Annotated in this window: 24 protein-coding genes and 1 pseudogene; 14 read left to right on the top strand and 11 right to left on the bottom strand. The window is 70.0% G+C overall.

What is annotated here, in order from left to right:
• Positions 1 to 11: 11 nt before the first annotated feature.
• The 5 genes from DTL70_RS13000 to DTL70_RS12980 form a co-directional block, all read right to left on the bottom strand.
• Entirely contained in the window at positions 12 to 986 is a 975-nt protein-coding gene (locus DTL70_RS13000) for a DNA cytosine methyltransferase (RefSeq protein ID WP_114022072.1), read from the bottom strand.
• Between the two features lie 103 nt (positions 987 to 1,089).
• Positions 1,090 to 4,062 carry a Z1 domain-containing protein gene (locus DTL70_RS12995; RefSeq protein ID WP_114022071.1) on the bottom strand — a complete coding sequence of 991 codons (2,973 nt, stop codon included), beginning with the start codon at positions 4,060 to 4,062 and terminating at the stop codon, positions 1,090 to 1,092.
• 10 nt (positions 4,063 to 4,072) lie between these two features.
• Positions 4,073 to 5,071, bottom strand: a complete 999-nt coding sequence (locus DTL70_RS12990) for a PD-(D/E)XK motif protein (RefSeq protein WP_114022070.1) — start codon at positions 5,069 to 5,071, stop codon at positions 4,073 to 4,075.
• Positions 5,061 to 6,590: an ATP-binding protein gene (locus DTL70_RS12985; RefSeq protein ID WP_114022069.1), complete on the bottom strand. Its 1,530-nt coding sequence runs from the start codon at positions 6,588 to 6,590 to the stop codon at positions 5,061 to 5,063. The genes DTL70_RS12990 and DTL70_RS12985 overlap by 11 nt, the downstream gene beginning before the upstream one ends.
• A gap of 73 nt (positions 6,591 to 6,663) precedes the next feature.
• On the bottom strand, positions 6,664 to 7,107 hold the full coding sequence (locus tag DTL70_RS12980) for a very short patch repair endonuclease (RefSeq protein ID WP_245979335.1): 444 nt from the start codon (positions 7,105 to 7,107) through the stop codon (positions 6,664 to 6,666).
• A gap of 381 nt (positions 7,108 to 7,488) precedes the next feature.
• On the opposite strand from DTL70_RS12980, the gene DTL70_RS12975 reads away from it, so the two are divergent.
• The 8 genes from DTL70_RS12975 to DTL70_RS12940 all read left to right on the top strand — a co-directional run bounded on the left by DTL70_RS12975 (position 7,489) and on the right by DTL70_RS12940 (position 13,949).
• Positions 7,489 to 7,872, top strand: a complete 384-nt coding sequence (locus tag DTL70_RS12975) for a WXG100 family type VII secretion target (RefSeq protein ID WP_114022067.1) — start codon at positions 7,489 to 7,491, stop codon at positions 7,870 to 7,872.
• Positions 7,873 to 7,927: 55 nt separating this feature from the next.
• The gene (locus tag DTL70_RS12970; protein ID WP_114022066.1) at positions 7,928 to 8,233 is read left to right on the top strand and encodes a WXG100 family type VII secretion target; all 306 of its coding nucleotides are present in this window, start codon (positions 7,928 to 7,930) and stop codon (positions 8,231 to 8,233) included.
• On the top strand, positions 8,230 to 9,972 hold the full coding sequence (locus tag DTL70_RS12965; RefSeq protein ID WP_181860905.1) for an RNase A-like domain-containing protein: 1,743 nt from the start codon (positions 8,230 to 8,232) through the stop codon (positions 9,970 to 9,972). The genes DTL70_RS12970 and DTL70_RS12965 overlap by 4 nt, the downstream gene beginning before the upstream one ends.
• Positions 9,969 to 10,556: a hypothetical protein gene (locus DTL70_RS12960; protein WP_147266774.1), complete on the top strand. Its 588-nt coding sequence runs from the start codon at positions 9,969 to 9,971 to the stop codon at positions 10,554 to 10,556. Before DTL70_RS12965 ends, DTL70_RS12960 begins: the two co-directional genes overlap by 4 nt.
• 44 nt (positions 10,557 to 10,600) lie before the next feature.
• Positions 10,601 to 10,900 carry an RNase A-like domain-containing protein gene (locus DTL70_RS12955; protein ID WP_114022064.1) on the top strand — a complete coding sequence of 100 codons (300 nt, stop codon included), beginning with the start codon at positions 10,601 to 10,603 and terminating at the stop codon, positions 10,898 to 10,900.
• A 9-nt stretch (positions 10,901 to 10,909) separates the two neighbouring features.
• The gene (locus DTL70_RS12950) at positions 10,910 to 11,605 is read left to right on the top strand and encodes a contact-dependent growth inhibition system immunity protein (RefSeq protein ID WP_114022063.1); all 696 of its coding nucleotides are present in this window, start codon (positions 10,910 to 10,912) and stop codon (positions 11,603 to 11,605) included.
• Positions 11,606 to 11,699: 94 nt separating this feature from the next.
• Entirely contained in the window at positions 11,700 to 13,085 is a 1,386-nt protein-coding gene (locus DTL70_RS12945) for a hypothetical protein (protein ID WP_114022062.1), read from the top strand.
• Between the two features lie 378 nt (positions 13,086 to 13,463).
• Entirely contained in the window at positions 13,464 to 13,949 is a 486-nt protein-coding gene (locus tag DTL70_RS12940; RefSeq protein WP_245979333.1) for an ANTAR domain-containing protein, read from the top strand.
• 19 nt (positions 13,950 to 13,968) lie between these two features.
• Here DTL70_RS12940 and DTL70_RS12935 read toward each other — a convergent pair whose 3' ends face one another.
• The 3 genes from DTL70_RS12935 to DTL70_RS12925 all read right to left on the bottom strand — a co-directional run bounded on the left by DTL70_RS12935 (position 13,969) and on the right by DTL70_RS12925 (position 15,956).
• Positions 13,969 to 14,328, bottom strand: a complete 360-nt coding sequence (locus tag DTL70_RS12935; protein WP_114022060.1) for a hypothetical protein — start codon at positions 14,326 to 14,328, stop codon at positions 13,969 to 13,971.
• A gap of 168 nt (positions 14,329 to 14,496) precedes the next feature.
• Entirely contained in the window at positions 14,497 to 15,147 is a 651-nt protein-coding gene (locus DTL70_RS12930; protein ID WP_114022059.1) for a phosphoribosyltransferase, read from the bottom strand.
• A gap of 140 nt (positions 15,148 to 15,287) precedes the next feature.
• Complete coding sequence (locus DTL70_RS12925) at positions 15,288 to 15,956, bottom strand: dienelactone hydrolase family protein (RefSeq protein WP_114022058.1); 669 nt, start codon at positions 15,954 to 15,956, stop codon at positions 15,288 to 15,290.
• A 349-nt stretch (positions 15,957 to 16,305) separates the two neighbouring features.
• Here DTL70_RS12925 and DTL70_RS12920 point away from each other — a divergent pair, with 349 nt between their 5' ends.
• The 3 genes and pseudogenes from DTL70_RS12920 (at position 16,306) to DTL70_RS12910 (ending at position 20,617) form a co-directional block, all read left to right on the top strand.
• Positions 16,306 to 17,886: a CitMHS family transporter gene (locus DTL70_RS12920; RefSeq protein ID WP_114022057.1), complete on the top strand. Its 1,581-nt coding sequence runs from the start codon at positions 16,306 to 16,308 to the stop codon at positions 17,884 to 17,886.
• 208 nt (positions 17,887 to 18,094) lie between these two features.
• Positions 18,095 to 19,868, top strand: a pseudogene (locus DTL70_RS12915) (sensor histidine kinase).
• Positions 19,865 to 20,617, top strand: coding sequence for a response regulator (locus DTL70_RS12910; RefSeq protein ID WP_114022056.1), 753 nt, complete (start codon positions 19,865 to 19,867; stop codon positions 20,615 to 20,617). Before DTL70_RS12915 ends, DTL70_RS12910 begins: the two are co-directional and overlap by 4 nt.
• Here the strand turns inward: DTL70_RS12910 and DTL70_RS12905 are convergent.
• The gene (locus tag DTL70_RS12905; RefSeq protein WP_342776490.1) at positions 20,590 to 20,886 is read right to left on the bottom strand and encodes a DUF397 domain-containing protein; all 297 of its coding nucleotides are present in this window, start codon (positions 20,884 to 20,886) and stop codon (positions 20,590 to 20,592) included. The genes DTL70_RS12910 and DTL70_RS12905 overlap by 28 nt on opposite strands.
• 231 nt (positions 20,887 to 21,117) lie before the next feature.
• A complete protein-coding gene (locus tag DTL70_RS12900; RefSeq protein ID WP_114022055.1) occupies positions 21,118 to 22,101 on the bottom strand; it encodes a formylglycine-generating enzyme family protein in 984 nt (327 codons plus the stop codon).
• Positions 22,102 to 22,315: 214 nt separating this feature from the next.
• On the opposite strand from DTL70_RS12900, the gene DTL70_RS12895 reads away from it, so the two are divergent.
• Positions 22,316 to 22,753: a VOC family protein gene (locus DTL70_RS12895; RefSeq protein WP_114022054.1), complete on the top strand. Its 438-nt coding sequence runs from the start codon at positions 22,316 to 22,318 to the stop codon at positions 22,751 to 22,753.
• Positions 22,754 to 22,790: 37 nt separating this feature from the next.
• Here DTL70_RS12895 and DTL70_RS12890 read toward each other — a convergent pair whose 3' ends face one another.
• Positions 22,791 to 24,266, bottom strand: a complete 1,476-nt coding sequence (locus DTL70_RS12890; protein WP_114022053.1) for a GAF and ANTAR domain-containing protein — start codon at positions 24,264 to 24,266, stop codon at positions 22,791 to 22,793.
• A gap of 135 nt (positions 24,267 to 24,401) precedes the next feature.
• Between DTL70_RS12890 and DTL70_RS12885 the strand changes: the two genes are divergently transcribed.
• Positions 24,402 to 25,379, top strand: a complete 978-nt coding sequence (locus DTL70_RS12885; protein ID WP_114022052.1) for a LysR family transcriptional regulator — start codon at positions 24,402 to 24,404, stop codon at positions 25,377 to 25,379.
• A gap of 295 nt (positions 25,380 to 25,674) precedes the next feature.
• Entirely contained in the window at positions 25,675 to 26,073 is a 399-nt protein-coding gene (locus tag DTL70_RS12880; RefSeq protein WP_114022051.1) for a hypothetical protein, read from the top strand.
• Positions 26,074 to 26,200: the final 127 nt, after the last annotated feature.

Genomic DNA, 26,200 nt, shown 5'->3' with positions numbered 1-26,200 from the left:
TGCGTGAGAGCTCACGTATCGGTGTCGTCCTGAGAGGCATCCTCGCCCTCAAGCGCTCGGACGAGCGCTCTGCCGATCGCCTCTGCCACTGGAGGTGGAGTGGCGTGACCGACCTGCCGGTAAGTCGATGTCTTCTTGCCCACCAATGTCCACGTCTCGGGGAAGGACTGCAGGAGGGCGGCTTGGCGCACGGTGAGCCGGGGCATGCCGTCCGCCGGGAAGTTCGCGTCCGGCACGTCGTCACCGATGCTCTTCCCGTTGATTCCGAAACGTGCCCAGGCGTTTTTCTGTCCGCTGGGGCCGAGGTCGGCACCGCCTCGGTCCGAGGAGCCTCCTACGATTGTGGGAGCGGGCGCGTTGGCACGCGCCACCCACGAAGCGGCACCGGGCCAGTCCTTCGAGGCCATCGAGTCCGAGAGAGCCTCACCCAGTGTCGGGGCTGCCACGCCGGACGGTTCGGGCCAGTGGAACTGTTCCTCGCAGTCATCGCGGAGCGCGACCAGAAAACCCTGCCGACGGACCTGCGGCACCCCGAAATCGGAGGCTGTCAGAACACCGCACGTGACGACGTACCCCAGGCTTGTGAGGCTTTTTTCCAGCCACTCCCGCGCATCCGAGAACCGGGGCCGCTCGATCAGCTCGGGCATGTTCTCAAGGAGGACAGCGCGTGGCCGCATAACCCGCGCAAGACGAACGGCGGTACGGAGCAGTCGCCACTGCTCTCCGGTCTCCACCCTGGTGGCTGTTGCAGCCGACTTGACTCTCGGGAGCCCGCCGCTGAGCAGGTCGACACCACGGGTCGCTTCGTGATGGTACGGGTCGAAGTAGTTGAGATCCACCTGCTCCACGGCCCAGGACCGTCTGTTCCAACGGAGCGTCCTGCAAGCGTCGCCCTCCACGTCCATGAGCATCGACGGTGAGATTCCGGCTCGCTCCAGACCAATGGCCTGCCCTCCGGCGCCGGCGCAGATCTCCAGCGAGGTCAAAGGACGTCGGTCGCGCAATTGTTCCCCCTGGAGTCGGTCGCGGCCCGGCACGAGGGGTATCAGCGTGCCGGTGCCGCCCCATCCTGCCCGACCGGTTCACGCATCAGTCACGTACTGCATTCGCCCCTGCATCCACCATGGCGTCGTCCCCCTGTGACGAGTCGATCGTGGTGAAGCGGACCAGGGCGTCTCCGCTTCCGCGGGCGGTCAGTGGGGTGGCGAAGTCGAATGCCGTCACCAATCTGCCGGTGTCGAACATGCCGTCCACGATCGTCTCGTCGACCTTCGCCTGCTCCACCACGGGGTAGAGGATCACGACACCACGTCGGGGCCGCACGAGGGACTCAGTGACCGGATCTTCATGACCGGTCGTCTCGCCGGAAGCGATGCGGCGGGCGATGGGACGATGCTTCGGTTCACCGATCGCGCCGAAGAGGGGATCACGACGACGGACGCGGCTGAACCATGACAGCGTCCTGTCGGCCTCCGCGAGGCGGGCGCGGCGTACGTTTGTCCGATGCTGGGGCGCCACCACGAGCCAGTCGTCCAGCTGATCACCGGCCTCCGTCACCTCGTCCAGGTACTGGAGGTGCGACTCGAATCTGTCGCCTTGCCACTTCAAGGAGCGAACGATCTCCAGGAAGTCCTTCGGTTCGATGATCGTGGTGAGCGCATCCACCTGCACGAGTCGGCCGTTGTGGGGATGGGTGAAGGTGGTCGTGCCGGGGGACAGCGACCTGATGACGGGCAACCACTGTGTCGTGTTGTGGCGCAGCTTGCCGGCTGTGACGGGGTACGCCGTCGGATCCTCGAGTCGGCCGGGCGTTCCCTGGCTCACCAGACGGGTGTTGTACATCTTGTTCCGCGACGTCGGCTTGAGCCACGGCAGTCGCTGAAATACCAAAGGTGGGATCTGTGCCGGCGTGATCTGGGGCTTTTGACCGACCATCACCGAGTACTTTTTGAGTTGCTGACGGAAGTCCTCCTCGTCCTGGCAAATGGCCTCGAATGCCTTGTACAAGTCGACCTCTTGGCCTCGACTCTCCTCCGTGCGTCCGATGTAAAGACGTACCAGGTCCCGGTAACCCTTACGGAAACCGAACCAGCGTCCCATCTGCATCAGCGTGGAGGCATTACTCGCCCTGCGCCGGTAGTAGCTCACCGTCAGTCCCTCGACGGTGAACCCACGGGACAGTTTCTGGCCACCGATGAGCATCTTCCAGATGCGGGTACCGTCGAAATCGGCATCACGGTATTCGTTCTCCTTGTCGCCGTTGATGACGATGACAGGTCGATCATCGGCGCCAATGTTCTGCCAAGCCGTGCCGATGTACGGAGCGAGTTCCTCGAAGGAGCCCGGAACCGGAAACCCGTCGGCCCGTTCCGCCGAGACAGGTCTCAGGTCGTCCTCGAAGAGTTTCTTCAGCCGGTTATTTCCCTGCTCCCCCAGATACTGGCTCGTGAGCCACAGTCTCCGAATGCGGGCGTGCAGTGCTCTGTGGTCGGCGTTGAGTCGGGACTCGTGCACCAGCATGGTGTGGTGACGGTAGTAGCCGTGCCCGAGGCCGCCCTTGTCCTCGCGATACAGCTTCACCGCGGCCGTGAGGACGAACATGTCGATCGCCGCACGCAGCTCGTCCTCGTCCCCCTCGCCGTCCTCGTCGAGATTCCGTATGTCGCGGACGTGGCACAACTCATGGGAGTTGGACCAGGCGCGTTCCTCATCGGGGTCGAGGTCGAAGTCGTGGAAGTCGCGGGCCCCCATGTAACCGTGAGGGCGGTCGAGTGCGATGATGAAATCGCTCGGGAAGATGTCGGCGGTGTCTCCTGGATCCACGAAAACATTGGCGAAAGGAGTGGCCGTGTAGCCGACGTACTGGGCGCGGGGAAGGATGCGGAGCAGTTCCGAGATCCAAGAGTTGATCGCCGTACGCTTCGTGTTGGGCTTCTTGAGATCGGTCGTATTGACGGACGCCTCGTCCGACTCGTCGTCGATGATGAGGACGGGGAGCTGCTGAAGAAGGGGCCGGTTCACTCGCTTCAGATCAGAAACGAGCTTCTTGAGTACATCATTGTTTTTCTTGACGACCATGAGTCGAGCATTGGATGCGTATAGATTCGACGGGTGGTAGAGGGGAGAATTCCGATCCTTCTTGTCGATCTCGAGGGCATCGATGCCTGCCTGGAGTGCCTTGTAGTCATCCTCTTTGGTGGTGAGACGGATGATGTCGAATGCACCCAGTTCGGACGGGCTGCCGCCGTGTCTGAGAAACTTCCCCTCCAACCAGTCGCTCTCCGTGGCGTAGTCGCTGTCGATCTCCGATTGGACGCTGCGGAGCAGGTTCTCGCGTCCGACCAGCTCCTTGTCGATGCGTCGTTGCGTCTGCGCGCGAAGGAGATTGATCGACCCTCCAAGGACGATCACCAGCCGATAGCCACCGTCCAGAGCCTTCGCGATTACGCCCGTGAAGTTTGCGGTCTTTCCCGACTGCACGTAGCCCACGACAAGGCCCCGGGACTGGTACGGAAGCTCCTGTGTCGGGTCGGCGAGCCGCTCGACCACACTCTCCGCCGCGCTTTCAAGACTGGCCACGGAGTCCGCTTCCCAGCGCTTCTGCTCGGCGAGGTAGTTCTTGTATTTCTCCCAATACCACCTGTGGCCGCCCCGTGAGGAGGCATCCCACAGCGTCGGAGTCTCTCGACTGATGACCACTTCGTCGTTAAGGATCGACACGGGTACCAGCGTGTCCAGCGCCTCACGGGTCTCGGGAGCAAGGCCGAGAAGTTCATGGACGAAATTACGGCGTTCCCTGGTGCGGGGCTCGGTGTCAGTCCACTGCGCGGACTTCGTGAAATCCCATTCGGTCAGTTGTACGCGCCATAGGCGAAGCAACGCGTCGTCCTGGTGGTACGCAGGGAGTGCCTCGCGGAACTCCTCCTCGGACAGGTCGGCGTCAGGAGCCATGTCCTCCCGATAGAAGGCGACCGAGCGCGCCAGGTTCTTCGGTCCGCGTTTCATCCCGGCGAGAGCCGCAGCGTGTACCTCGACCAGGGGGTCGGTGATCTGATCGGTCATGGGTCCTCGCTCAGGGGAGACGGAAGGTGCGAAGTTCGGGAGGGACAATTCCAGGCTGCGGTTCGATACCCGTGAGATCGACGCGGTAGGTTACCTGGTCGATGCGGTGCCGCAATTCCTCGGGTAGATGGTCGAGCACGGACGGCCCGAGCGCGGGGACCTGCCCGCAAGGTAGGACGAGGGAGGTGTCACGGAAGGACCAGCGCTCGTCGTCACGTCGGTCGGGCCTCCAGCCTGCCTCGTGCACCTGTTGGTCGAACAAATCGACGGCGGAGGGGGCATCCTCTGTGATGCGGTCCCGAATGTTCTCGAGGCACTCGGTGAGCGTCCGGCCCCTGGCCCCGCCGCGGGTCAGGCGGTGCGAGACGACCCAGAGATCGCGGCCTGGACCGGGCGTGAGCTGCTCGGCGCCCTGCACCACGTGGCGACGTCGCTCACCGGCTGTCGTCTTCACCTCGACATCGAAATTCGGGAGGCCGAAATCGTGTTCTTCATCGTCCGGCCCCTTCCAGCCGGCCACAACCGTGTTCCAGCCGAGGTGCTCGGCGAGCGCGTCGAGGACGGCCAGCTCGCCCAGCAGGCCGATACGTTGCCGGGTGTCGAGCACACGGGGTCGCTCCAGGATGGCGCTCCAAGCGCTGATCGTGTCCTGCAACGCGCGTCGAGGTGTGAGCCCTTGCGCCACGACGCGTGTGGCCACCGAGTTCAGAAAGTCGTGGAAGTCTCGGAGCAGGTGGGGTTCTGTGCACGTGAGACGAGCCATACGCATCCCTTCGACCGAAGTCTCCTGAACGCGGATGACGGGTAGTGACGAGTGCGGAAGATGGTCGCGCGGGTCCAGCTGCAGGCGTAGGCAGATGTCGGCCTGGTCCGTGACGACGTAGTCCACCCTGTGCTTCCCGGGGCGCTGCAGGGGGAAGATGACGGGCCGACCGAGACCGAGGTGTTGTTCCACCTCCTGCCAGACCACCTGTGCGGAAATGCCGCCTTCGACGGGATCAGGCGTCATGGCCGGCCACACGGCTCATTTCTGCCCGACCTGCGGACACCAGTACCGATTGCCAGAGCTGCAGGTTGTCCTTCTGCTTGGGGCCTGCACGTTCCGATTCGAAAACCTTGTTCATGAGCAGGTACATGAGGGTCTTGACCAACGGAGCGTCGTTGAGGCCACCGCGGCGGCCTCCGAGTATCGCGGTCCTGTAATGCTGGTTCAGCACGATCGTGTTCGTGTCTCGTTCGATGTCGAAAAAGACGTCGTGACCGAGCTTCCGCCAAAGAACGGAGATCGGGTCTCCGTTCTTCATGGGGAGTTCTTCCTCGATGGTCTCCCGTACCTGCGGGGAGAGACCTTTACCGGGTGGGAGCGTCTCGGGGCGGGTCGTCGCTCGCTGCCTGCGGGCACTCCGGTAGACGTCGTCGGCCTGGGACAAGTACTGAGCGAAGGTGGTCCCTGAGTCGTCGCACGCTTGTTCGAGTGAAGCTGCGAAAGCCGGCGACGTCTCCACGCCGGCCTTCTTGACCGTCAGTCGGAACACATCCGTCGTCTTCGTGGGGATGTCGACTGCGACCCGGGCCAGAGCCAGGTGTTGCTCGGGCTGGCGAAAGTTGTTCCACCCACCGGCCTGCACCAGTCGGTTGTTCCGGTAGAAGTAGAAGCCCTGCCTATCGAGTGTCGTGCCCACGGCCCGGAACTCGTGCCGGTTCGACTTCGGCGGCCAGATCACCGCGTGCAGTCCCACCTCTCCGACACCGTCCACGTCGGCGACGAACGTCTGCGGGTAGTCGGCGTGACCGGAGGCCGGGTGGGCGAACGGGTCCAAGGGCTCCACGCCGTACTGGAGGTACACGGTCCCGGTCCGTACGTCCTCGACGGCGACCGTGATGTTGAAATCCTCGCGCGCGAGGAAGCGGTGAAGTTGCAGGCCGAGATGGAGTCCCAACCTGTTCACGGTGCGAGACAGGTAGAGGTCCGTCTGTTGGTCACCTCCCTCCCGCGGGAAGTCCTTCACCCCGTCCCAGCGGACGACGGTGCCGTGCCACAGTATGGGCTTGTCGTAGTAACGGTCGATCAAGGACTGTGCGTAGTCGGCGTCGACGATGTCGCACTGGAAGTTGGAACGTGCGTGCTCCATCGTCCAGCGGCGCCCCGCGGCCCGGGTGCGCTTCGTCCTCGATACCACGGTGACGGATTCTGCTTGTGACAGAGAAGCCGACTTCAGACCCGTTCCGAACATTCCCAAGGCGTGCTCGTCGTAGAAGTGCTGCCCGCCGACCGTCATTGCGACGTCCAGTTGGGCCTCGTCCATCCCTCGGCCGTCGTCGACCACGAGGAGTGAGACGAGGTGAGCACCGTCACGGAGGAAATGCACGACGACATCCTTGGCGCCGGCATCGATGGAGTTGTCCACGAGGTCGGCCACGGCGACCTCGAAGCCATACCCCTGGCTACTCAAAGCCTCGACATACCGAGAGTCCGGCGGCAGATGTTTGCTGCCGGTGGTGGGGACTTCGAACTGCCAGTCGGCCATCCGCGTTCCTTACTCGTGTGTGACGTGACTCGAATGTTCTGCCCGGTCTCCTGGGGCACCGCCCGGGGGCCGACTACGTGCCTCGGCGGGTACCTTTCCGAGGCCGAGACCGTACGTCCACCGCCCGGGCGATCTTTTCGGCCACCTCCTCCGGGGCTTCGTGCTCCCAGAAGCGCAGGACCTGCCAGCCCAGACCTTCCAGGTGTCGAGTGGTCTCCTGGTCACGTTGGGCGTTGCGCGCCAGCTTCTGCTGCCACCACGAGCTGTTCGCTTTCGGGCTTGTGGCGTGCTGAGGGCAGCTGTGCCAGAAGCATCCGTCGACGAAAACGGCCACGCGTGGTCCCGGAAAGGCGATGTCGATGGTCCGGCGTGACATGCCGGGTACTGGTCGATGCAGCCTGTAGCGCCGCCCGTGGGCATGAAGCAGCTTCCGCACGGCGACCTCCGGTGACGTGTCTTGTCGAGCCTGTCGGCTCATGCGTGCCGACACGTCGACGGAGGAAGGAATTGCGACCATGTGTCCATGGTGCCGGCATACGGGTGTGGCCCCCTCTCGTAGGGACGCCGCCGGGAGCGCATAGTCGCGTCCTTCGGCGTCGTCCCCGGCTCCTCAGCACCTGATCCGCGAAGCGTCCAGCCCACGAGCAGTGACAAGCCGTCGATGGTTGGCGGCTACGGCCGTCGAGTTCGCGGCGCTGGTTGGAGGCCAAGGGCCCATGGTCCGGGCTCAGACGCGTGTCCGGGACCGGCCCGCACTCTCGGAGGTCTGATCGAGGGCGCACGTTCATGGGCCGTGGTATGCGCGAGAGCCGTCGGCATGGTCGAGGCGGTACGGACCTGGCGGCTTCCCTTACGCTTTTGAGGAGCAAAAGGGGAAACCGTTAGGGGGGCGACACGGGTGACCGACCTGGACGTCACGGACGACGACTTGGCTCAGCTCATCTCGGACCTGGATGCGATGGAGCGGTACCTCAAGCGGAAGATCGAGAGGATGGACGGCCTGCTCGACCTTGTGGGCAACAACTGGCGCGGCACCACGGCCAAGGCCTACAAGGACCTGCAGCGCGGTGTCACCGAGGATGCGCGGAGGGTCCGCGAATCGCTCATCCTCATCGAGGAGGCGGTGAAGATGAGCCGCGACGGCTTCACCGCGCAGGAGCTGGAGACGCTGCAGAAGTTCCGCAGCCTTCAAGCGAGTGCCGCGGGCAGCGACAGACTCCTCGACATGGCGGACGCCAATCCGCAGGCGGGCGCGCCGAAGAGCGGACTGTCAGAGCTGTAACGCCTACCGCCACGGCACTCGATGCGACGAGCCGCAGTGACACAAGGGGGGTTTCATGACGGACGACGACGACCACATCACGGTGGACTTCGCCACTCTCCAGCGCCTGTCGGGCGAGATGGAGGACATCCTCAAGGATCTGACGGAGAAGCTGGAGACTCTCTACCGCCGCTCTGAGCGTGTCGTTCTCTCCTGGCGGGGGGAGGCCCGGGAGATGTTCGTGGACACACTGGACGGGTGGGACCGCTCCATGCAGGACCTGGAGGGCGCCGAGCGCTGGCTGCACAGCGTCGTCGTCGACGGGCACATCAACTACGGTGCCGCCCACCGCGCCGTGCTGCGTGGCTGGAGCGGGCGGTGACAGGACTGGTCCTCGCTTCCCACGGCTCGGCCGGCCCGAGCGGGTCCCAGCCCTCGTCCGGGGGCGGCCCTGGTGCCTCTCCGCGCAGCGGCGGCTTCGATGTGAAGCGTTCGGACCTCTACCGGGTCTCCCAGGCGGTCGCGGCGCAGCAGGGGGTCTTCCACAGGGGGATCAACGCCTTCCTCGACGAGTTGGACAAGCACGGGGAGGCGGGCGGGGCGGGAACCGCCCCCTCGTCCTTCGCTTCCGCCTACGCCCGTGTCGCCGCACGGTTTCTCGATGTGTGCGGCAAGAGCGTCGTGAGCGTCGGCGGAGCCGCCCTCGGATTCACCGTCACGGCCAACAACTACGGCCGGGCCAACGCGGCATCGGATCCGCGCGGGGGAAACACCTCGGCCACGCGACCCGAGCCCCAGGTCAGGAGAGACGCGCCGAAGTACCGCAGCGTCAAACCGCTCGGCTGGAACACCAGCGGGGGCGACGGTCTGATCGACAGCATCCTCGACGGCATCGACACCGGGTTCTGGGCGGCCTTCCGGAAAGTGCTCGAACACGCGGTGAATTTCGGTGATGCCGCCGACGTCATGCCGTTGCCTGACTACCAGGCGCTCAACGACATCTCCACGGCATGGCTCATGCCCCAGACCACGGTCGGAACCGTCGGGGGCACGGTGATGGGTTCGGTGGGCTCCATCACCGACCAGTCCAACAGCGAGTGGTACGCGGCCATGCGCACGTTCTGCAGCAGCCTGTGGGGAAGTTCGGCGTGGGGCCAGAGCCGGCACGGGTACGACTGGGGCCACGACACCCCCTCACCCAGTGGCGGCGCCCATCAGCCCGTCTTCGCGGTCCTCAACGACACGGCCTCTGACATCGGTGCGGCAGTAAGGGGCTACGCGGAGGCTGCCGAGACCGTACGTGACGACATGCGCGGCATCTACTACCGGGCAGTGCTGGACGCCCTCCCCGACGTTACCGACGGCATCGGGTTGGACGACCTCAAAAAGGTCGGGAAGACCCTGTTCAAGGGGGCGGCGAATCTCTCCTCCGGAATCGTGCTGAACATCGACACGGGCGCGCTCGAAGCAGCCAAGCGGCGGTACGAGCGCAGCATCAACGCGGAGGTGAGCAAGCTCGAAGGCCTCATGGGAGCCCTGGACGAGGCTCACCGCAGCGCCCCGGATTTCCACGCGGAGGAGGCGCGCGCCCAAGCGTTCGCGGCGCGTTCACTCAACGAGTTCAAGGCCGAGCACACGTACGCTGTCCCCGGCGAGGACTATGACAACCATTTCTATCCGATAGACCTCGCCGCTCAGGAGGGGATCCACGGCGCACACGCTCTCGACAAGCATGTCGGGAAGACGGAGGACCAACTGGTGCAGCGGCTTCGGGACGACTCGGGAGCGGACTCCGCCTCCACGTTCCGCACCCCGGCGGCGGCGCAACGCTACACGCAGGCGGTACTCGACGACGTCGACAACGCGGAAAAGATCGAGAAGTGGGTGGAAAGGGTCGAGGCGCGCGAGCGCGCGGGGTCGCCCAGAAATCCCGAGGCGTCAACGAAGGACGTCTCTCTCAATTTCAATGATCCAACCGGGAAGACCATCTCACGTGACGAGTACAACAGGCACGGGGACAGGGCCCAGGCAAGTGACTGCAAAGAAGTAAAAGTGGTGCTGAGGTACAAGAGGAATACTGATCCGCCCTTCGTCGTGCTGACCTCGTATCCGACCACATGAAAAGAACGAAGGCGGTGACCGCGTTGACGCCGAGCCGGGACGACTGGGCCGACGCCCTCGCTTCCCTGTACGACCGCAGCCGCGTCCTCGTGGCAGCAGGCCCGCGCGCGAGCGAGAACTGGGCGCACGACGTCAACGCGGTCCTGGACCGCTCGGTGGGCGATCCGCGGGGCTGGCCCGCGGTGGACCGGATCGGCGGCGAGAACACCCCCCGGGGGCCGGGCGACCGTTTCCCCTTCCACCCCTACGAGGACGATGTGCTGCGCGGCTGTCTGGAGCCGACCGACAGGGCCACCGGGCGACTGCTCCTCCTGTCGCTGGCCGCGCAGTTCCGGAATGTCGGTGACCTTCCCGGAGGCAGCGTTCACAGACATGCGCTCTTCGAGAAGACCGAAACTCTGCTGGCACGGTTCGGCGACGACGCCACCTATTGGACGTGCGTGGAGGACTACGAAGGAGAATGCACCCCGGACGACTTCTATGTGAACGAATGGTACGGTCTTACGGATCTCACTCGGGATTTCGGCGTCATAGCGGTATCGGACAACGAGGTCGGCGTCTTCTGGTTCGGTGCGGACGACTGAATTACCTGCGTCCTCGTTTTTCCGGATTCTGTGAAAGGAGAGGTATGCGCACGCGCGCCTCCACTTACCCCGACCGCGAGACAGCGCAGTGGGCGACGCAGCAGACCGTGACGCTCAACGAACAGGTCATCCGCCGGTGGCTCGGCCAGGACGTCCGTGGGCGGCTCACCATCGAGGCCGCGTGGCCCTCCCGCTCGGAGCCCGTCGGCAGAGTGCTGTTGCAGGGAATGATGCTGGCCGGAAGGGGCTCCGTCGAAGTCCGGGCCGCACGGGTCGTGCTGCGCCGGGAGCGGGAGAGCCCGCACGGCTTCGTCGTGCACGCCTCGTTTCCGATCCACCTGTAGGGACCCGACATGGCAATGGAACCCCTCGAATTCGACCGCCGCTACGGGGAGATGCAGCGCGTCATGAACGCCCACTTGGGGTGGGCGGTCGACGCCGGTGAAGGGGAGGAAGCGTCCGACGCCGTCCAGGCCTACATCAGACATACCCGGCACAGGCAGCCCTGGCTGCTGGCCGTGGCCGAGCGACAACTTCGCGAGTACGCCCGAAATCCACCCGGCCGGCTTCGGCTGAGACTCGGCGAGTACTACAGGATTCCCGACGTCGGATTGCCCGAGACCGAAATCCAGGACTGGCTTCTGCGTCTCGCGGACGCGGTGCGGCGGGGCGCCGAGTCCGACGCCGCTCCGCGTCCCTGCTCTCCGCGGACGCACTGGGAGTGGCACGCCCGCTTCCCCGAACTGGGGCAGCTGCTGGGCGGCTGGTTCTCGCAGGACATGCCGGACGAATTCGCCGACCACATGGCGGCGCTGGACGACTATCTCGGTTCGACGGACCCGGACCTCGTCGCCCGGCTCTGCGGCGAGCTGCACGAAGTCCTCGCGCTCCGCCTGGCGGAAGAGGACTACGCGCACGTGGTCACCGAGCTGGGGATGGAGGTCGATCCCCCCGCTCCCTACACGGCAGCCGCCTGGCTGACGCTGGTCGCCGAACGCGTAGCCGGCCCTTCTCCCCGGGAGGGACTCTCGTCGGCCGACCGCGGTTGACGCGAATCTCCGGCCGGGGCGGCGGGTCTCCCGTCCGGCGCATGGGCCGGCCGAGAAGCGCGGGGTATGCCCTTTTTGCGCTACTGTCGATCGTATGAAGACCGTACGGCGGGTCTTGGGCCTCCTGCCTCTGCTCGGCGCGGTCGTGGCCGCGCTGCTGCTGACCGTGGCGGCCGCTGCCGGGCCGCGCGCGGTGGGTGCGGCGGGCGGGGTGGACGAGGCCGCGCAGGCGTTGCGGGACGGGCCCGTGTACGTGGACCCGCGGGCACGGAAGGCGCTGCCGCCGTCCGACGCCGACGCGCTGGCTGACCGGATCGAGCGCGCCGACAAGCCGGTCTTCGTCGTGGTGCTGCCGGCCTCCGGGGAGTTCGACCGGGACACACTGCTCCAGGACCTGCGGACCCGTACGGGCATCACCGGGGTGTACGCCGTCGCGCTCGGCGACCGGTTCGACGCCGGCGCGGACAGCCAGGTGATGTCCAGGGAGGCGGTGCGGAACGTGTCAGGCGCGGTCGAGCGTGCGCACTCCGGCGACCCCCGTGCGGCGGTGACGGACTTCGTCGACCAGGCGATCGAGCAGGCCGCCGGTACGGCGCCCGCCTCCTGGGACGGCGGCGGCGCGGCACCCGAAGGACGCGGTAGTGGGGGCGTGGGTGCGGTCGTCACCCTCGGTGCGCTCGTCCTGCTCGCGGTGGGCGGGGCCGTGCTCGTGAGCAGGCGGGGCCGCAAGCGGCGGGAGCGGCAGGAGCGGGCCGGTCTCGAGGCGCTCCGTCCTGTCGTGGACGAGGACATCACCGCGTTCGGTGAGGAACTGGGCCGCATCGGGTTCGACCCGACGGGCCCGGACGCGGGCCCGGAGGCGCGGGAGGACTACACCGCGGCCCTCGACGCGTACGAGGCGGCCAAGTCGGCCATGGCCAAGGCGCGCCGCGCCGACGACGTGCGGGGCGTGAGCGAGGCGCTGGAGCGTGGCCGGTTCGCCCTCGCGACGCTCGACGCGCGGCTCAAGGGGGAGGAGCTGCCTCAGCGCAGGCCGCCGTGCTTCTTCGACCCCCGGCACGGGCCCTCGGCCCGGGACGTGGCCTGGACACCGCCGGACGGAGGCACCGAACGGACGATCCCGGTCTGCGCCGCGGACGCGACCCGGCTGGCGGACGGACGGGAGCCGTCGGCCCGCCAGGTCGGCACGCCGGAAGGGCCGCGCCCTTACTGGGACGCGGGTCCCGTGTACGCGCCCTGGGCCGCGGGCTACTTCGGTGGCGGCCTGCTCCCCGGGATGCTCATGGGAACCCTGCTGGGCAGCAGCCTCTTCGGGCCGTACGCCTACGGCGCCGACGGTTTCGGCTACGGGGACGGCGGCGACTTCACCGGCGGTGACGTCTCCGGCGGCGATTTCGACTCGCGCGACTTCGGGGGCGGCTTCGGTGACGGCGGGGGCGGCTTCGGCGGTGGGGACTTCGGCGGGGGCGGCGGCTTCTGACCGGGCCGGGCGTCGGATATCGGCCCGGCAACGGCCGGTAACGACCTGTCAACGGACCGGTGGGGCGCCGTTTGGCCGGGGGCGCAGTCGGTTACCTGCATGAGTGCGCGGGGTCGAGCTCGCCTCGTGTAGGCACCGGTGGGTTGGGGAAACAGCCCCCGGTGCCGTAGCGCCTCGGTGGGTGTTTTGTCCGCAAACGTGGAGGCGGTACGGGGTTGCTGCGCCCAGGGTCGCGGGGCCACCCTCGAAGGAGGCCGAACGAGGCCGAACGAGAACCGAGGAGGCCGAACGAGGCCGCCTACGCGCCAGAACGCCACGCTGAGGACGATCACCCCTGGGGGACCGATGGGTGCCGCAACCGGCTCTGCGAGGACGTCCGTGGACCGTGCTCGCCGCAGAGCCGCGGCCACCGCGCCCTCACGCGCCGAGACGGTGGCTTTCCACCCGCCCGGCAGGCGGCACGGCGTGGACGGTGGGACCGGCCGGACCGGCCGGACCGGCGAGTTCGCGAACGGCGAGTTCGTGAACGGCGAGTCCGCGGAAGCGTCGAACGGCGCCCCGGAGCGGCAGCGGGAGCAGCTGCGCGGGCAGGTCGAGGAGCTGCGCACCGAGGTGGAGCAGTTGCGGCAGGCCGCCGAGTCCCGGCCGGTCATCGATCAGGCGCGGGGCATGGTGATGGCCCTGGCGCCCTGCGACGCGCAGACGGCGTGGTGGGTGCTGGTGCAGGTCTCCCAGCACTCCAACGTGAAGTTGCGCCGGGTGGCCCGGGCGCTGGTCGCCGGCGTGGAGGGTACGCCCGTACCCGAGCCCGTGCGCGGGGCGTTGGCCGCGGCCCTGCACCGGGTGCGTGCCGCGTCCCGGTGAGAGGCTCCGGGCAGGCGGCTCAGCCCTGGTGGCTGTCCTGTGGCGACGGCGCGGTGTGCTGCTGCTCCGGCTGCGTGCGCTGACCCAACGGGCGCGGACGCCGGGGCCGTTCCTGCGGGCCGGCGGGAGCGGCGGCAGCGTCCGGGGCAGGGGAGGGAGCAGGAGTAGGGGCAGGAGTAGGGGGAGGGGTGGGGTCGGGGGCGGGTTCCTGGGGTCTGCCGGTATCGGGGTGGCGGCCGTGCACCGGGGAGAAGTCGAGCGCCTGCTCGGCCTCCTGCTGGAGGGCCTGCGCGGTTTCGCGGACCTCCGCGAGCACGTCGCCGTGCTCCTCGATCAGGCTGTTGTAGATCGGTGAGGCGGGGCTGTTGTCGGCCGGCATGGACGGCTCTCCTCTCGGACTGTGGACACAGAACCGGCCACCCGCGTCGGAGCACGCGGGCGGCCAGACGCCGACGATACGCCCCTGGAACGGGGCACCTGGGCCTCTGAGCGCCTCTTGTGGCATACCTCGCAGTTGGCCGGTTCTGTATGGTGCTGCCGGAGTGCCTCAGCGGGCCGGTGTGGCCTGCAGAGCGGCGAGGACCTCCTCGTCCGTCGTTTGCGGGAAGTCGTCGTACCAGAGGCCGACGGCCTCGAAGGCGGCCGGCTGGTGCAGGCAGACCACCGTGTCGGCCTCGGAGCTGAGCGCCGTCACGGACTGGGGCGCGCCGACGGGGGCGGCCAATACCAGGCGAGCGGGCCCCTGTCCGCGTACGCGGCGGAGCGCGGCGCGTGCGGTGACCCCTGTGGCGAGTCCGTCGTCGACGACGATCACCGCGCGGTCCGCGACACGCGGCGCCGGGCGGTCGCCCCGGTAGAGGGCCTCGCTTCGGGTGAGTTCCGTCCGCTCGTGCGCGACCTGGGAGGACAGCTCGTCCTCGGTCAGCCCCAGCATCTCCAGCGCTGTGCGGTCGTAGACGGGCGGGTCCTCGCCGGCGATCGCGCCGACCCCGTACTCGGGTCGGCCCGGCAACCCGATCTTGCGGGCGACGAGCACGTCGAGCGGCGCGTGCAGCGAGCGGGCCACCTCCACGGCGACGGGCACGCCCCCGCGGGGCAGTGCCAGGACCAGCGGGTCGGGCAGTTCCTCCTGTCGCCGCAGGTCGTCGAGCGAGGCGGCGAGTTCGCGGCCCGCCTGGGTGCGGTCTGCGAAACGCATCGGGGTTCCTCCCAGTTTCCGAGAGTCGGGCTGTGGGCGGTGCGCACCAGCGGTGACTGTGCACACCAGCGGCGGATGCCCGGCGGCTGTCCGCGCCTTCGGCTGCTGTCCGCACCCTGTGGGGGCTGTGCGCCGCGTGGCTACTCGCCGTCCGTGGTGGGCGGGAGCGCGAACCAGCGGCTCGCCTCCCTGGCGACCTCCTCCAACGCCCCGGGCTCCTCGAACAGGTGCGTGGCCGAGGGGACGACGTGGATGCGGTGCGGGGCCCGCAGCCGGGCTGCCGCCGCCTCGTTGAGCCGCAGTACCTCCTGGTCGTTCCCGCCGATGATCAGCAGGACGGGAGACAGCACGTCCGGCAGCGCGTCCCCTGCCAGGTCGGGGCGGCCTCCCCGGGAGACCACCGCGTACACCGTGCGCCTCCGGTCGGCGGCGGCGGTCAGCGCGGCCGCCGCGCCGGTGCTCGCCCCGAACAGGCCCACCGGCAGTCCGCCGGTCAGCTCGTGCCCCTCCAGCGCGTCGATCGCCGCCACCAGGCGGCGTCCGAGGAGCGGGATGTCGAAGCGGTGTGCGGCGGTCGCCGCGTCCGTGTGCTCCTCGTCCCCGGTCAGCAGGTCCAGCAGCAGGGTGGCCAGGCCCTCCTCGCGCAGCGCGGCGGCGACCGCACGGTTGCGGGGGCTGAACCGCGAGCTGCCGCTGCCGTGGGCGAACAGCACGGTCGCGTTCGCCTGGTCGGGCACCGCGAGGTCGCCGGTGAGGAGGGCGCCGTCGCCGCTTTCGAGCGTGACGGTCCGCGTCGTCTCGGCAGCCATGCCTGATCACTTCCGTGGCTCGGCATTCCTTGTCAGGCCGCTTCCCGGGTGCCCCCGCACGAAGGGCCCCAATCACCCGCCGCCACGTCGGACCCCGACGCCACTCCCGGCCCTGTGCGCGCCGCCCACCCCCGTGAGCTGGGGTTTCGCGCATATTGCTCGCGGATGACGCTCTTGTGACGGGCATGTCGCGCTGCTTACGGTCGGGCGACCGCAGGGCATCGGGGCCCGGCCGGAGGGCTGTCGGCCGCCGCATGCTCCGCCGCCTTTCGTTGCCGGGCACCGGGGACCGACTTCCGGCCCCGGGCGGGCCCCGCCGCTCTCGCGGCGGGCGAGAGATTGGGTTTCCATGCTGACGATCCTCGGATTCGTCATGATCGCCGTCTTCCTGGTGCTGATCATGACGAAGAAGATGTCCCCCATCGCCGCGCTGGTACTCGTTCCCGCGCTGTTCTGCGTCCTGGTCGGCCAGGGCGCCGACCTGGGCGGTTACGTGCTCGACGGGATCGGTGACCTCGCGCCCACGGCCGCGATGCTGATGTTCGCGATCATCTACTTCGGCGTGATGATCGACGTGGGTCTCTTCGACCCGATCGTGCGGGGCATCCTGCGGTTCTGCAAGGCCGACCCCCTGCGGATCGTCGTCGGCACGGCGGTGCTCGCCGCGATCGTCTCGCTGGACGGCGACGGCTCGACGACATTCATGATCACTGTCTCGGCGATGCTGCCGCTCTACCGGCGGCTGGGGATGAGCGTGGTCGTGATGACGGGGGTCGCCGCCACGGCCAACGGCGTCATGAACACCCTGCCGTGGGGCGGCCCCACCGCGCGGGCCGCGACCGCGCTCCACCTCGACGCCGGCGACATCTTCGTCCCGATGGTGCCCGCGCTCGCCGTCGGCATGGTCTGCGTCCTCGCCCTCGCACACGTCCTCGGCGTACGGGAACGCCGCCGCCTGGGCAGCCTCTCCCTCGACGGGCCGGGCAAGCACGGGCCGGGTGAACGCGGGGCGGCGCACGCCACGGCCCGGCCCGAGGCGGCGGGGGAGCCGGAGACGGCGCTGGTGGGCGCGAGCGCGGGCACGAGTGCGGGTGCGGGCGCGGCTGCCGGTTCGGGTAGCGGCGGTGGTCATGGCCACGGCGGTGGCGGTGGCCGCAGCCGTGGTGTCCGGGCGCGGCTCTCGCTCCGCAAGGGCGGTGCTCCGACCGGCGGCGGCCCCGCCGCCGGCGGGAGCGCGGCGGTCGGCGGCGGGGCCGGCGACGCGGCCCCGGAGCCCGCCGGTGCGGAGTCCGCCGTCCTGGACCCGGGCCGCGCGTGTCTGCGCCCTCGGCTGTACTGGTTCAACGCGGCCCTCACCGTGGCGCTGCTCGCTCTGCTGATCGCCCAGCTGATGCCGATTCCGGTGCTGTTCCTGCTGGGCGCGGCGCTCGCGCTGACGGTGAACTTCCGCGAGATGGCCGACCAGAAGGCCCGGATCGCCGCGCACGCGGAGAACGTGCTCAACGTCTCCGGCATGGTCTTCGCCGCGGCCGTCTTCACCGGCGTCCTGACCGGTACGGGCATGGTGGACGAGATGGCCCGCTCCGTGGTCGGGGCCGTCCCCGACGCGCTCGGGCCGCACATGGCGCTGGTCACGGGCGTTCTCAGCATCCCGTTCACCTACCTGATGTCGAACGACGGCTTCTACTTCGGCATCGTGCCGATCCTCTCCGAGGCGGGGGCCGCACACGGGGTGAGCTCGCTGGAGATCGCCCGCGCCTCGCTCGTCGGCCAGCCGCTGCACATGTCCAGCCCGCTGGTGCCCGCCGTGTACGTGCTGGTCGGGATGGCGAAGGTCGAGTTCGGCGAGCACACGAGGTTCACGATCAAGTGGGCCGCGCTCACGTCGCTGTCCGTACTGGCGGCCGGGCTGCTGTTCGGCATCCTCTAGAGCCCCCGCGGGGCCTGGGGCCTCCCGCCCGCGCCCCCGGTTCCCCTACTCTGCCTGGCAGGACACATCCGGAATCCATGATTCCGGACGGCCGCGGGCACAGGCCGGCACACACCCGCACACCCGCACCCGTCCCCGCACGACGGCAGCGGTGCGACCTGCCCGCAGCCGGACGATCCCCCAGCCGGACGGAGAGGAGGCGACGCACATGCGCATCAAGCCGCCGCGCATCAGGCCGCCGCGCCGCGTCTTCTCCCACGTGCTGACCGCACAACTCGCCCTCGTCGTCGGGGTGATCGCGCTGGTCAGCGGGTTGTTCCTGGCGCCGCTCGGCGACCAGCTCGACCGGCAGGCGATGCGCCGCGCCCTCGCCATCGCCCAGACCACGGCCGCCAGGCCACACCTCGCCGCCGAGCTGGCCGCCCGCCGGGAAGCCGGACGCGCGCCCTCCGCCGACGGGCCGCTCCAGGCCGAGGCGGAGCGCGTCCGCCGGTCCACCGGCGCCGAGTACGTCGTCGTGCTGGACCGGCGCGGCATCCGCTGGTCCCATCCCTCACCCTCGGCGGTCGGGCACCACGTCTCCACCGACCCGGGACAGGCGCTCCGCGGCCGGGAGGTGACGCAGATCGACGAGGGCACACTCGGCCGCTCCGCACGCGGCAAGACCCCGCTGCGGGACGCGGACGGGCACGTCGTCGGCGCCGTCTCCGTCGGCATCGACTACGCCAACGTCCGCGAAGGGCTGCTGGCGGCCGTGCCCGGGCTGCTGACGTACGCGGGCGGTGCGCTGGCCGTCGGAGCGCTCGCCGTCTACCTCCTCGCCCGCAGGCTGCGCCGCCGCACCCACGCGCTCGCCTTCTCCGACATCTCCGCGCTGCTGGCCGAACGGGAAGCGATGCTGCACGGCTTGGCGGAAGGCGTCGTCGCGCTCGACGCGGACGGGCGCGTCCGGCTCGTCAACGACGAGGCACAGCGGCTGCTCGGCCTCGGCCCCGAAGCCCTCGGCCGCCCGGTCGCCGAAGCGCTCGGCGCCGCACCGGGCGGGGCGGGCGGCGAGCCGCCGGAGCGCGGAGGCCGCACGGCGGACGTGCTGGCCGGGCGGGTGACAGGGCGCGACCTGGTGACCGTCAGCGGCAACCGCGTCCTGGTCGCCAACCGGATGCCCACCGCGGACGGCGGCGCCGTCGCCACCCTCCGCGACCGCACCGAACTGCTGCGCCTCGGCCGCGAACTGGAGGGCACCCGCGGACTCCTCGACGCGCTCCGCGCCCAGGACCACGAGCACGCCAACCGCCTGCACACCCTCCTCGGCCTGCTGGAACTGGAGCTGTACGCGGAGGCCGCGCGGTTCGTCACCGACGCGCTCGGCGTGCACCGCGCCACCGCCGAGCAGGTCACCGAGCGGGTCCACGACCCGCTGCTGTCCGCGCTGCTGGTCGGCAAGACGGCGGTCGCCGCCGAGCGCGGCGTCGCCCTGCGCCTCGCCCCCCGCCTCCCACCTCCCCGACCGGCTGGTCGAACCGTGCGGCCTGGTGACCGTCGTCGGCAACCTGGTGGACAACGCGCTCGACGCGGCGTCCGGCGGGGCGGAACCCGCGGTCGAGGTGGAGATGTGCGCGGAGGACCGTACCGTACTGCTGGCCGTACGGGACTCGGGGCCCGGCGTGCCTGCCGCGCGGCGGCACCTGGTGTTCGAGGAAGGCTGGTCGACGAAGACCGCGGGCGCGCACCTCGACGACTCCGGAGCGCACCGGGGCCTCGGCCTGGCCCTGGTACGCCGGTTCGCCGTAAGGGCCGGCGGCAGCGTACGGGTCGGCGCCGCGCCCGGCGGCGGTGCCGAGTTCCGCGTCGTCCTGCCGGAGGCACTGACCGAAGCCCTCCCGCAGGACGCGGACGGGACCGACCAGGAGCCGCCGCGCGACGGTGGCGGCCGGCGCGACAGCCGCCCGGCGGCCGCCCGGCCGGGAGGAGCGCGCACATGACGGGTGCAGCGGACGAGAGCCCCGACGCCGCATCCCGCACGCGCCGCGCGGACGAGGTCATCGACGTCCTCGTCGTGGACGACGACCCGAACGTCGCCCGCATCAACGCCGCTTACGTCGAAAAAGTGCCCGGCTTCCACGTCAGCGGCACCGCGCACAGCGCCGCCGAGGCGCTGCTCTTCCTGCGCGGCCACCCCGTCGACCTGGTGCTGCTGGACCACTATCTTCCGGACGAGTCGGGGCTGGCACTGCTGCACCGCCTGCACGGGACCGGCGTCGAACCGGAGGTCATCATGGTGACGGCGGCCCGCGACACGGCGACCGTCCGCGCGGCCCAGCGGCAAGGGGCGCTCCAGTACGTCGTGAAGCCGTTCACCTTCGCCCACCTGCGCGGCAAACTCGACAGCTACGCGGCGCTGCGCCACGAGTTGGCCACCGCGCCGGTCGCCGAGGCCACGCAGGAGACAGTGGACCGCATCTTCGGCGCGGCGGCCGTCCCCGGCGACGGCGCCGAAACCCTCCCCAAGGGGCATTCGGTGCTCACCGCCGACCTGGTGCGCGGCGTCGTGCACGCCGCCCGGGGGCCCCTCTCTGCGCAGGAGGTCGCCGAGCGCGCGGGCCTGAGCCGTCAGACAGCGCAGCGCTACCTGAAACTGCTGGAGGGCGCCGGCCTGGTCCGCCGCCGCCTCAAGCACGGGGAGACGGGCCGCCCGGTCCATCTCTACCACTGGAGCGGCCCCGCGGCCTGAGCCCACCGCTTCCGCGCACCGGCGCGGTGACCGGAGCGGACCGCCTCACCCGTGGTCGCGGCTCGCTTTGAGGGAGTCGATGAAAGACGTCCAGGCGGGGGGAGGGGAGCAGGAGGGCGGGCCCGTGCGGGGTGCTTGGAGTCGCGGACGGGGAGGGTGGCGGGGTCCGTGTCGAGGACTTCGAGGCAGCTGCCGCCTTCGTCGTTGCTGTAGGAGGACTTGCGCCAGCCGTGCAACGTGGAAGCGTTCGGGAGGGTGCGCTCACTCATCGTCTACGCATCCCTTCGCTGAGTTCCTCAGCAGGCGAAGAGACTCCTTCAACGGGAGCGCGCCGCCCATGGCCAAAGCGTATCGGCCTTGTAGTTGCTCAACTACTGACGGCGCATCATGGACCCTGCCCAGCCGCAGGCTTTCCGTCGAGCAGGTGCGTTAGTCGCGGCCCAGCTGGTCGAGGCGCTGCGGGACGTGCACCGGATCGCGTGGGCCCGGTCCACGGACGATCAGTGACCGGGCAGCGCCGCCTCGGACACCGCGCAGCGGAAACCGCCGTGTCCCGTGGAACTGTCGGGCGCGTTCGCGGTGCGGGCGGCGACGCGGTACCGGTTGCAGTACGTGTGGTGGCACAGGTGCGAGCCGCCGCGCAGCACACGGTTGGCGCCCTCCTGCGGCCCCGCGGGGTCGCTCCGCGTCTCGGGACGGTCCGCGGCGTGCCAGTCGGGGGAGAAGCGGTCCGCGCACCACTCCCACACGTTGCCCGACGTGTTGTAGAGGCCGTACCCGTTCGCCCCGAACGCGTTCACCGGGGCCGTGCCCACGTGGCCGTCCTCCTCGGTGTTGTGCGTGGGGAAGCGGCCCCGCCAGATGTTGCAGCGGTGCCGGCCCCGGGGGGAGAGTTCGTCGCCCCAGGGGAATCTCGCCCGGACGAGGCCGCCGCGCGCGGCCTTCTCCCACTCGGCCTCGGTGGGCAGCCGCTTGCCCGCCCACCGCGCGTAGGCGTTCGCGTCGTGCCACGAGACGTGGACGACGGGGTGGTGGCCGCGCTCGCCGACCGAGGATCCTGGCCCCTCGGGCGCGCGCCAGTACGCGCCCTCCACCGCCCGCCACCAGGGGGCGCCCGGCACGGTGCCGGGCAGTACGGAAGCCTGTGCCGTGGGCGGGACGAACGGGCCGAAAACGTAGCTCCAGCCAAAGCGTTCGGCCTCCGTGCGGTACCCCGTCGCCTTGACGAAGCGGGCGAACCTGGCGTTCGTCACGCAGGCCTCGTCGATGTGGAAGGCCGAGACGGTGACCTCGCGCACCGGCCCCTCACCGTCCACCGGGACGGCGTCCGCGTCGTCCCCGCCCATCAGGAACGGGCCGCCCGGGATCGGGACCATACCGCGCAGGACGTCGGTACGGGTGCGCACTGGAACCGCGAAGTCCGCCTCCGCGACGGGGGCCGCCGTCGGCCCCGCCGCACGGTCGGGGCCGCAGCAGGCGCTCACCGCTCCCCTCCGGGGAGCGGCCGGCTCGGCGGCGACGGGCGGGCGGCTGCGGGTGCGCTCATGTCCGCATCGTCATCCGGGCGGGTGATCTGCGTCAACGCCGTGGACGGCGTCCGGTCCGTGCCGTCCCGCCACCGCCGGAGGCGCCCTGCGGGCAGTCGGCCGCGGTCTTGCCGGAACGGCCGGTCCGCTCGCCTCAGTAGCATTCCCCCGCATGGCCATCAAACTTGAGAACGTCGGCATCGCCGTGCGCGACCTCGAAGCAGCGCTCTCCTTCTTCACCGATCTCGGCCTCACGGTCCTCGGCCGCGACACGGTCAGCGGTGAGTGGACCGAGACCGCCGTCGGCCTCGACGGCAATCACGCCCGCATCGCGATGCTCCAGACGCCGGACGGCCACGGCCGTCTCGAACTCTTCGAGTACCTCCATCCCGAAGCGATCGAGTCCGAGCCCACCCGCCCCCACGAGATCGGCATGCACCGCGTCGCCTTCTCGGTCGACGACCTCGACGAAGCCCTCGCGACAGCCGCGCGGCACGGATGCCGTCCGCTGCGCGGGGTGGCGACCTACGAGGACGTCTACAAGCTCACCTACCTCCGGGGACCCAGCGGCATCATCGTGATGCTCGCCGAGGAACTGAAGAAGAACTGACGCCCCGATCGGACCGGCCGACCTCGCAGGACCGGAGCTAAGCCCACGTGCCGCCCCTGTGGTGCAGGTCCTCCAGGGCGTCGAGGACGACAGTGCGCTGATACCAGTCGAGCCAGCGGCCCGCCTGTCCCCCCACCTCGTCCAAGGCTCGGGCCTGCGTCGCGGTGAGTGCCCGCACCGGATGGGCGTGGTGGGTGGAGACCACGCCCTGGAGCTGCCCCGGGGCGGCGATCAGCGGCGTGCTGTGGCAGCCGCGGCTGCCCGCCGCCAGCAGGGCCCGCTTGGCCGACTCGGCGAAGACCGTGTCCGCCGCCACGTCCGTGACGGTGACGCGGGTGCCCTGGCGGGCGGCCTCCGCGCAGGAGGTCTGCGCACCGTCCGCGCGGGTGTGGTCGACGCGGTCGAAGAACTCCGCGAAGTCCTCGTCGAGCCCGCGGTACTTCTCCAGCCGCAGGCTGCCCGTGACCGGGTCGACGAGCCGCACCTCGCCCATCGTCGCCTCGGTGATCTCCATGCTGCGGCGCAGCACCGCGCCCAGCACCTCGGAGGAGTTCGCCGACGCGGCGCGCAGCCCAGGCTCGAACGCGAGGGCGGGCGGCACCCGCCGTTCGCGTCCCGGAAACCAGTCGGAGTGCGGGGAGCGGGGGCGCGGCACCGTGACCACGGCGGTGGCGAGAGTGCGCAGCCGCACGTTGAACCGCTGCGAGCTGGCCTCCATGAGCTGGAAGGCCGCACGGTCGTCCGGCAGGTGGTAGCGCTCTTCGAGTATGCCCTGGGCGCGGGAGACGAGCGGGTGCGTGCGCGCCTTCGCGCGGAGGTTGCGCACCTCCGTGCGCAACCGGTCCACGTCCGAGCGCAACCGCTCCACGTCCTGCCCTGCCGGGCCCTCCGCACCTCCGTGCGCCCCGGCGACCGGCGTCACCACCCCGGGGCCGGTGCCGGCGTTGCTGCGGGTGGGCTGGCCGCCCGTGTCCGCCTTGCCGGTCGTGCGACCGGTGCTGGTCCTGGCGGCCGGGCCCGCCGCCGCGGGGCTCGTGGTGGCCCCGCCGCCCTTGCCTGCCGTGCGGGCATTGCCGGCCGTACCGGCCGTGGTGGCCGGAGCCGTGGTGCGGTCCTGGCCGGCACCGGCGGCCGGAGCCGGGGTGTAGGGCGTGGTCGTGGTCGCTTCGGGGGCTCCGGGGACGACGGTCACCTCGTCCCCCAGGGCGCGGCGGATCGTCTCGTCCGTGGTGGCCACCAGCAGCTCGGTTCCGCCCGCGGCCAGGTCGTGGGCGAGGGAGGTCAGGGCGCGGGCGCCGGCGGCGGAGACCAGGGGCGTCAGGGCCAGGTCGATGAGCACGGCCGCGGGGCCGGGGGCGGGTGGTGTGGCGGCGCTCAGTGCGGGGTGGTGGGCGTCCCGGAGGCCGCCTTCGACGCGGACCACCCATAGGCTGGTCCCGCCGGGTAGCCGTACCACTTCCGTCCGCGCCTGGTCCGGGTGCGCGGTATCACAGGCGTCACCCGTGTTGCTCATGTCCCGCCCTTCTTCCTCCCCGCAACATTTGCTGTACGACAACATACTCGTCGCGCGGGCCGGTCACCCACTTCGGCCCGCTCCGGGTGGGGCACGCCTCTTGTCGGGGCCGGTGGGCCGCCCCACCGTAAGGACATGGATCTGGAACTGAGGCACCTCAAGGTCGTCTCGGCCATCGCCGAGGCGGGCAGTCTGACGCGGGCGGCCACCGGGTTAGGGCTCGCCCAGCCCGCGCTGAGCGCGCAGCTCAAACGGATGGAGCGCTCGCTCGGCGGTGCACTGTTCGTGCGCGGTCCGCACGGGGTGCGCCCCACCGAACTGGGGGAGCTGGTGCTGGAGCGGGCCCGGGTCCTGGTGCCCGCGGTGACCGAGCTCCAGGCGAGTGCGCGCAGATTCAGCCGCGAGCGGGCCGGCGGGCCGGGCGGTCCCGCCCGCTTCCGGCTCGGCGGCACCCATGGGCCGCTGCTCGGCGGGCTGGTGGACCGGCTGGCCGACGCCTACCCGAGCGCGTCGGTGACGACGTTCACCTCGTGGTCGGCCGTCGAGCTGGCGGGCCTGCTGACCGAGGGGCGGATCGACTACGCGCTCACGGGGGCGTGCGGCCAGAGTCCGCCGCCGTTCACCGCGGCGGGCGCGGACGTGGCCTGGCGCGAGGTGGCCGTCGACCCGGTGTTCGTCATGCTGCCCGAGGCGGATCCACTGGCGGTCCGCGACGAGGTGCCGCTCGCCGAGCTGGCCGGGGCGCGCTGGACGAACGTGCCCGGCGACGGCTGTTTCGCCGAGTGCTTCGCCGCCGCCTGCGCGCGCGCCGGGTTCACGCCGCAGGCGGTGTACGAGACGGACACCGCCTCCTGTGTGCACCTGGTGCAGGTGGGGCGGGCGGTGGGCCTGTGCAGGGCGACGTTCCCGCCGACACCGGGCCTGGTGACCCGTCCGCTGGCGGGAGCGCCGCTGCTGTGGCGGCACCTGCTCGGCTGGCATCCGGACGCGTCCGCCGCCGACGCGGCGGACGCCACGCTGGCGCACGCCCGCGCCGCGCACCGCGACGCCGCCGAGCTGAGCCCGAGCTACGCCCGCTGGCGCCGCGCCCGCCGCACCTCCGCGCTCCCGTGACGGCCCCCGGCCCGAACCGACTCCCTCTTTCCCGATCCCTCTGGCACCTCTGACCCCAGCCGTGCAGGGACCTGAGCCCAGCCGTGCAGAAGTGACGGAGCCGCTCCGTGCGGCACGTACGCGTCAGGCCCCTTCGACTCCGTACTGGACAGCGCTGGACATACCACGCACAGCACGGCAGCAAAGAAGTACCCATGCAGCTCTGGCACTTCGCGCTTGCCCGGGGCATGATCCTCTCTGACAACCCGGCGGGCTCGCCGCTCGGGAAGCCCGTGAGTGAAGAGAGTGGGGGCGTATGTCCCGTATCAAGCGCGTTCTGACCGTGACGGTCGGTGCTGCCGCCTGTGTCGCCCTGGCGCAGGCCCCGGCGAACGCCGTCGGGTCCTGGCACATCGCCGACGCGTCGAACGGTCGCGGAACCGGGGCGTTCAACAGCGGCGACAACAACAAGTTCCGGATCGCGGACACCAAGGCGGACGGCTACGGCATGGTGCTCCGCATCAAGTTCCCCGGCCGCTCCGAGATCACGACGTGCGACGACCGGAACGGCGCGAACAACGGGTTCGAGTACTGCAGGATCAGCAACATCCCGCACAACTCCGAGGTGCAGATCAAGGCCTGTGCCAAGGACTTCAGCGGCAAGCTCCCGGGGTGGATCGACTGCTCTTACTGGATCAAGGACTACACCAGCTGAGAAGCGGGAGGGCGAGTGGCGGTACCGCACGCGAGGGTTCCGCCACCCGCCCGCGCAACGCCCGGACCCTTCCGCGCCTGAGGGTTCTCAGCAGGCGGGGCGGCGGGGAAGTGGCCGGTCATCGGCA

This window comes from Streptomyces diacarni, assembly GCF_003323715.1.
Classification (GTDB): Bacteria; Actinomycetota; Actinomycetes; order Streptomycetales; family Streptomycetaceae; genus Streptomyces; species Streptomyces diacarni.
The sequence above is the reverse complement of the archived record's forward strand: the minus strand, read 5'-3'. Positions and strand labels throughout refer to the sequence as shown.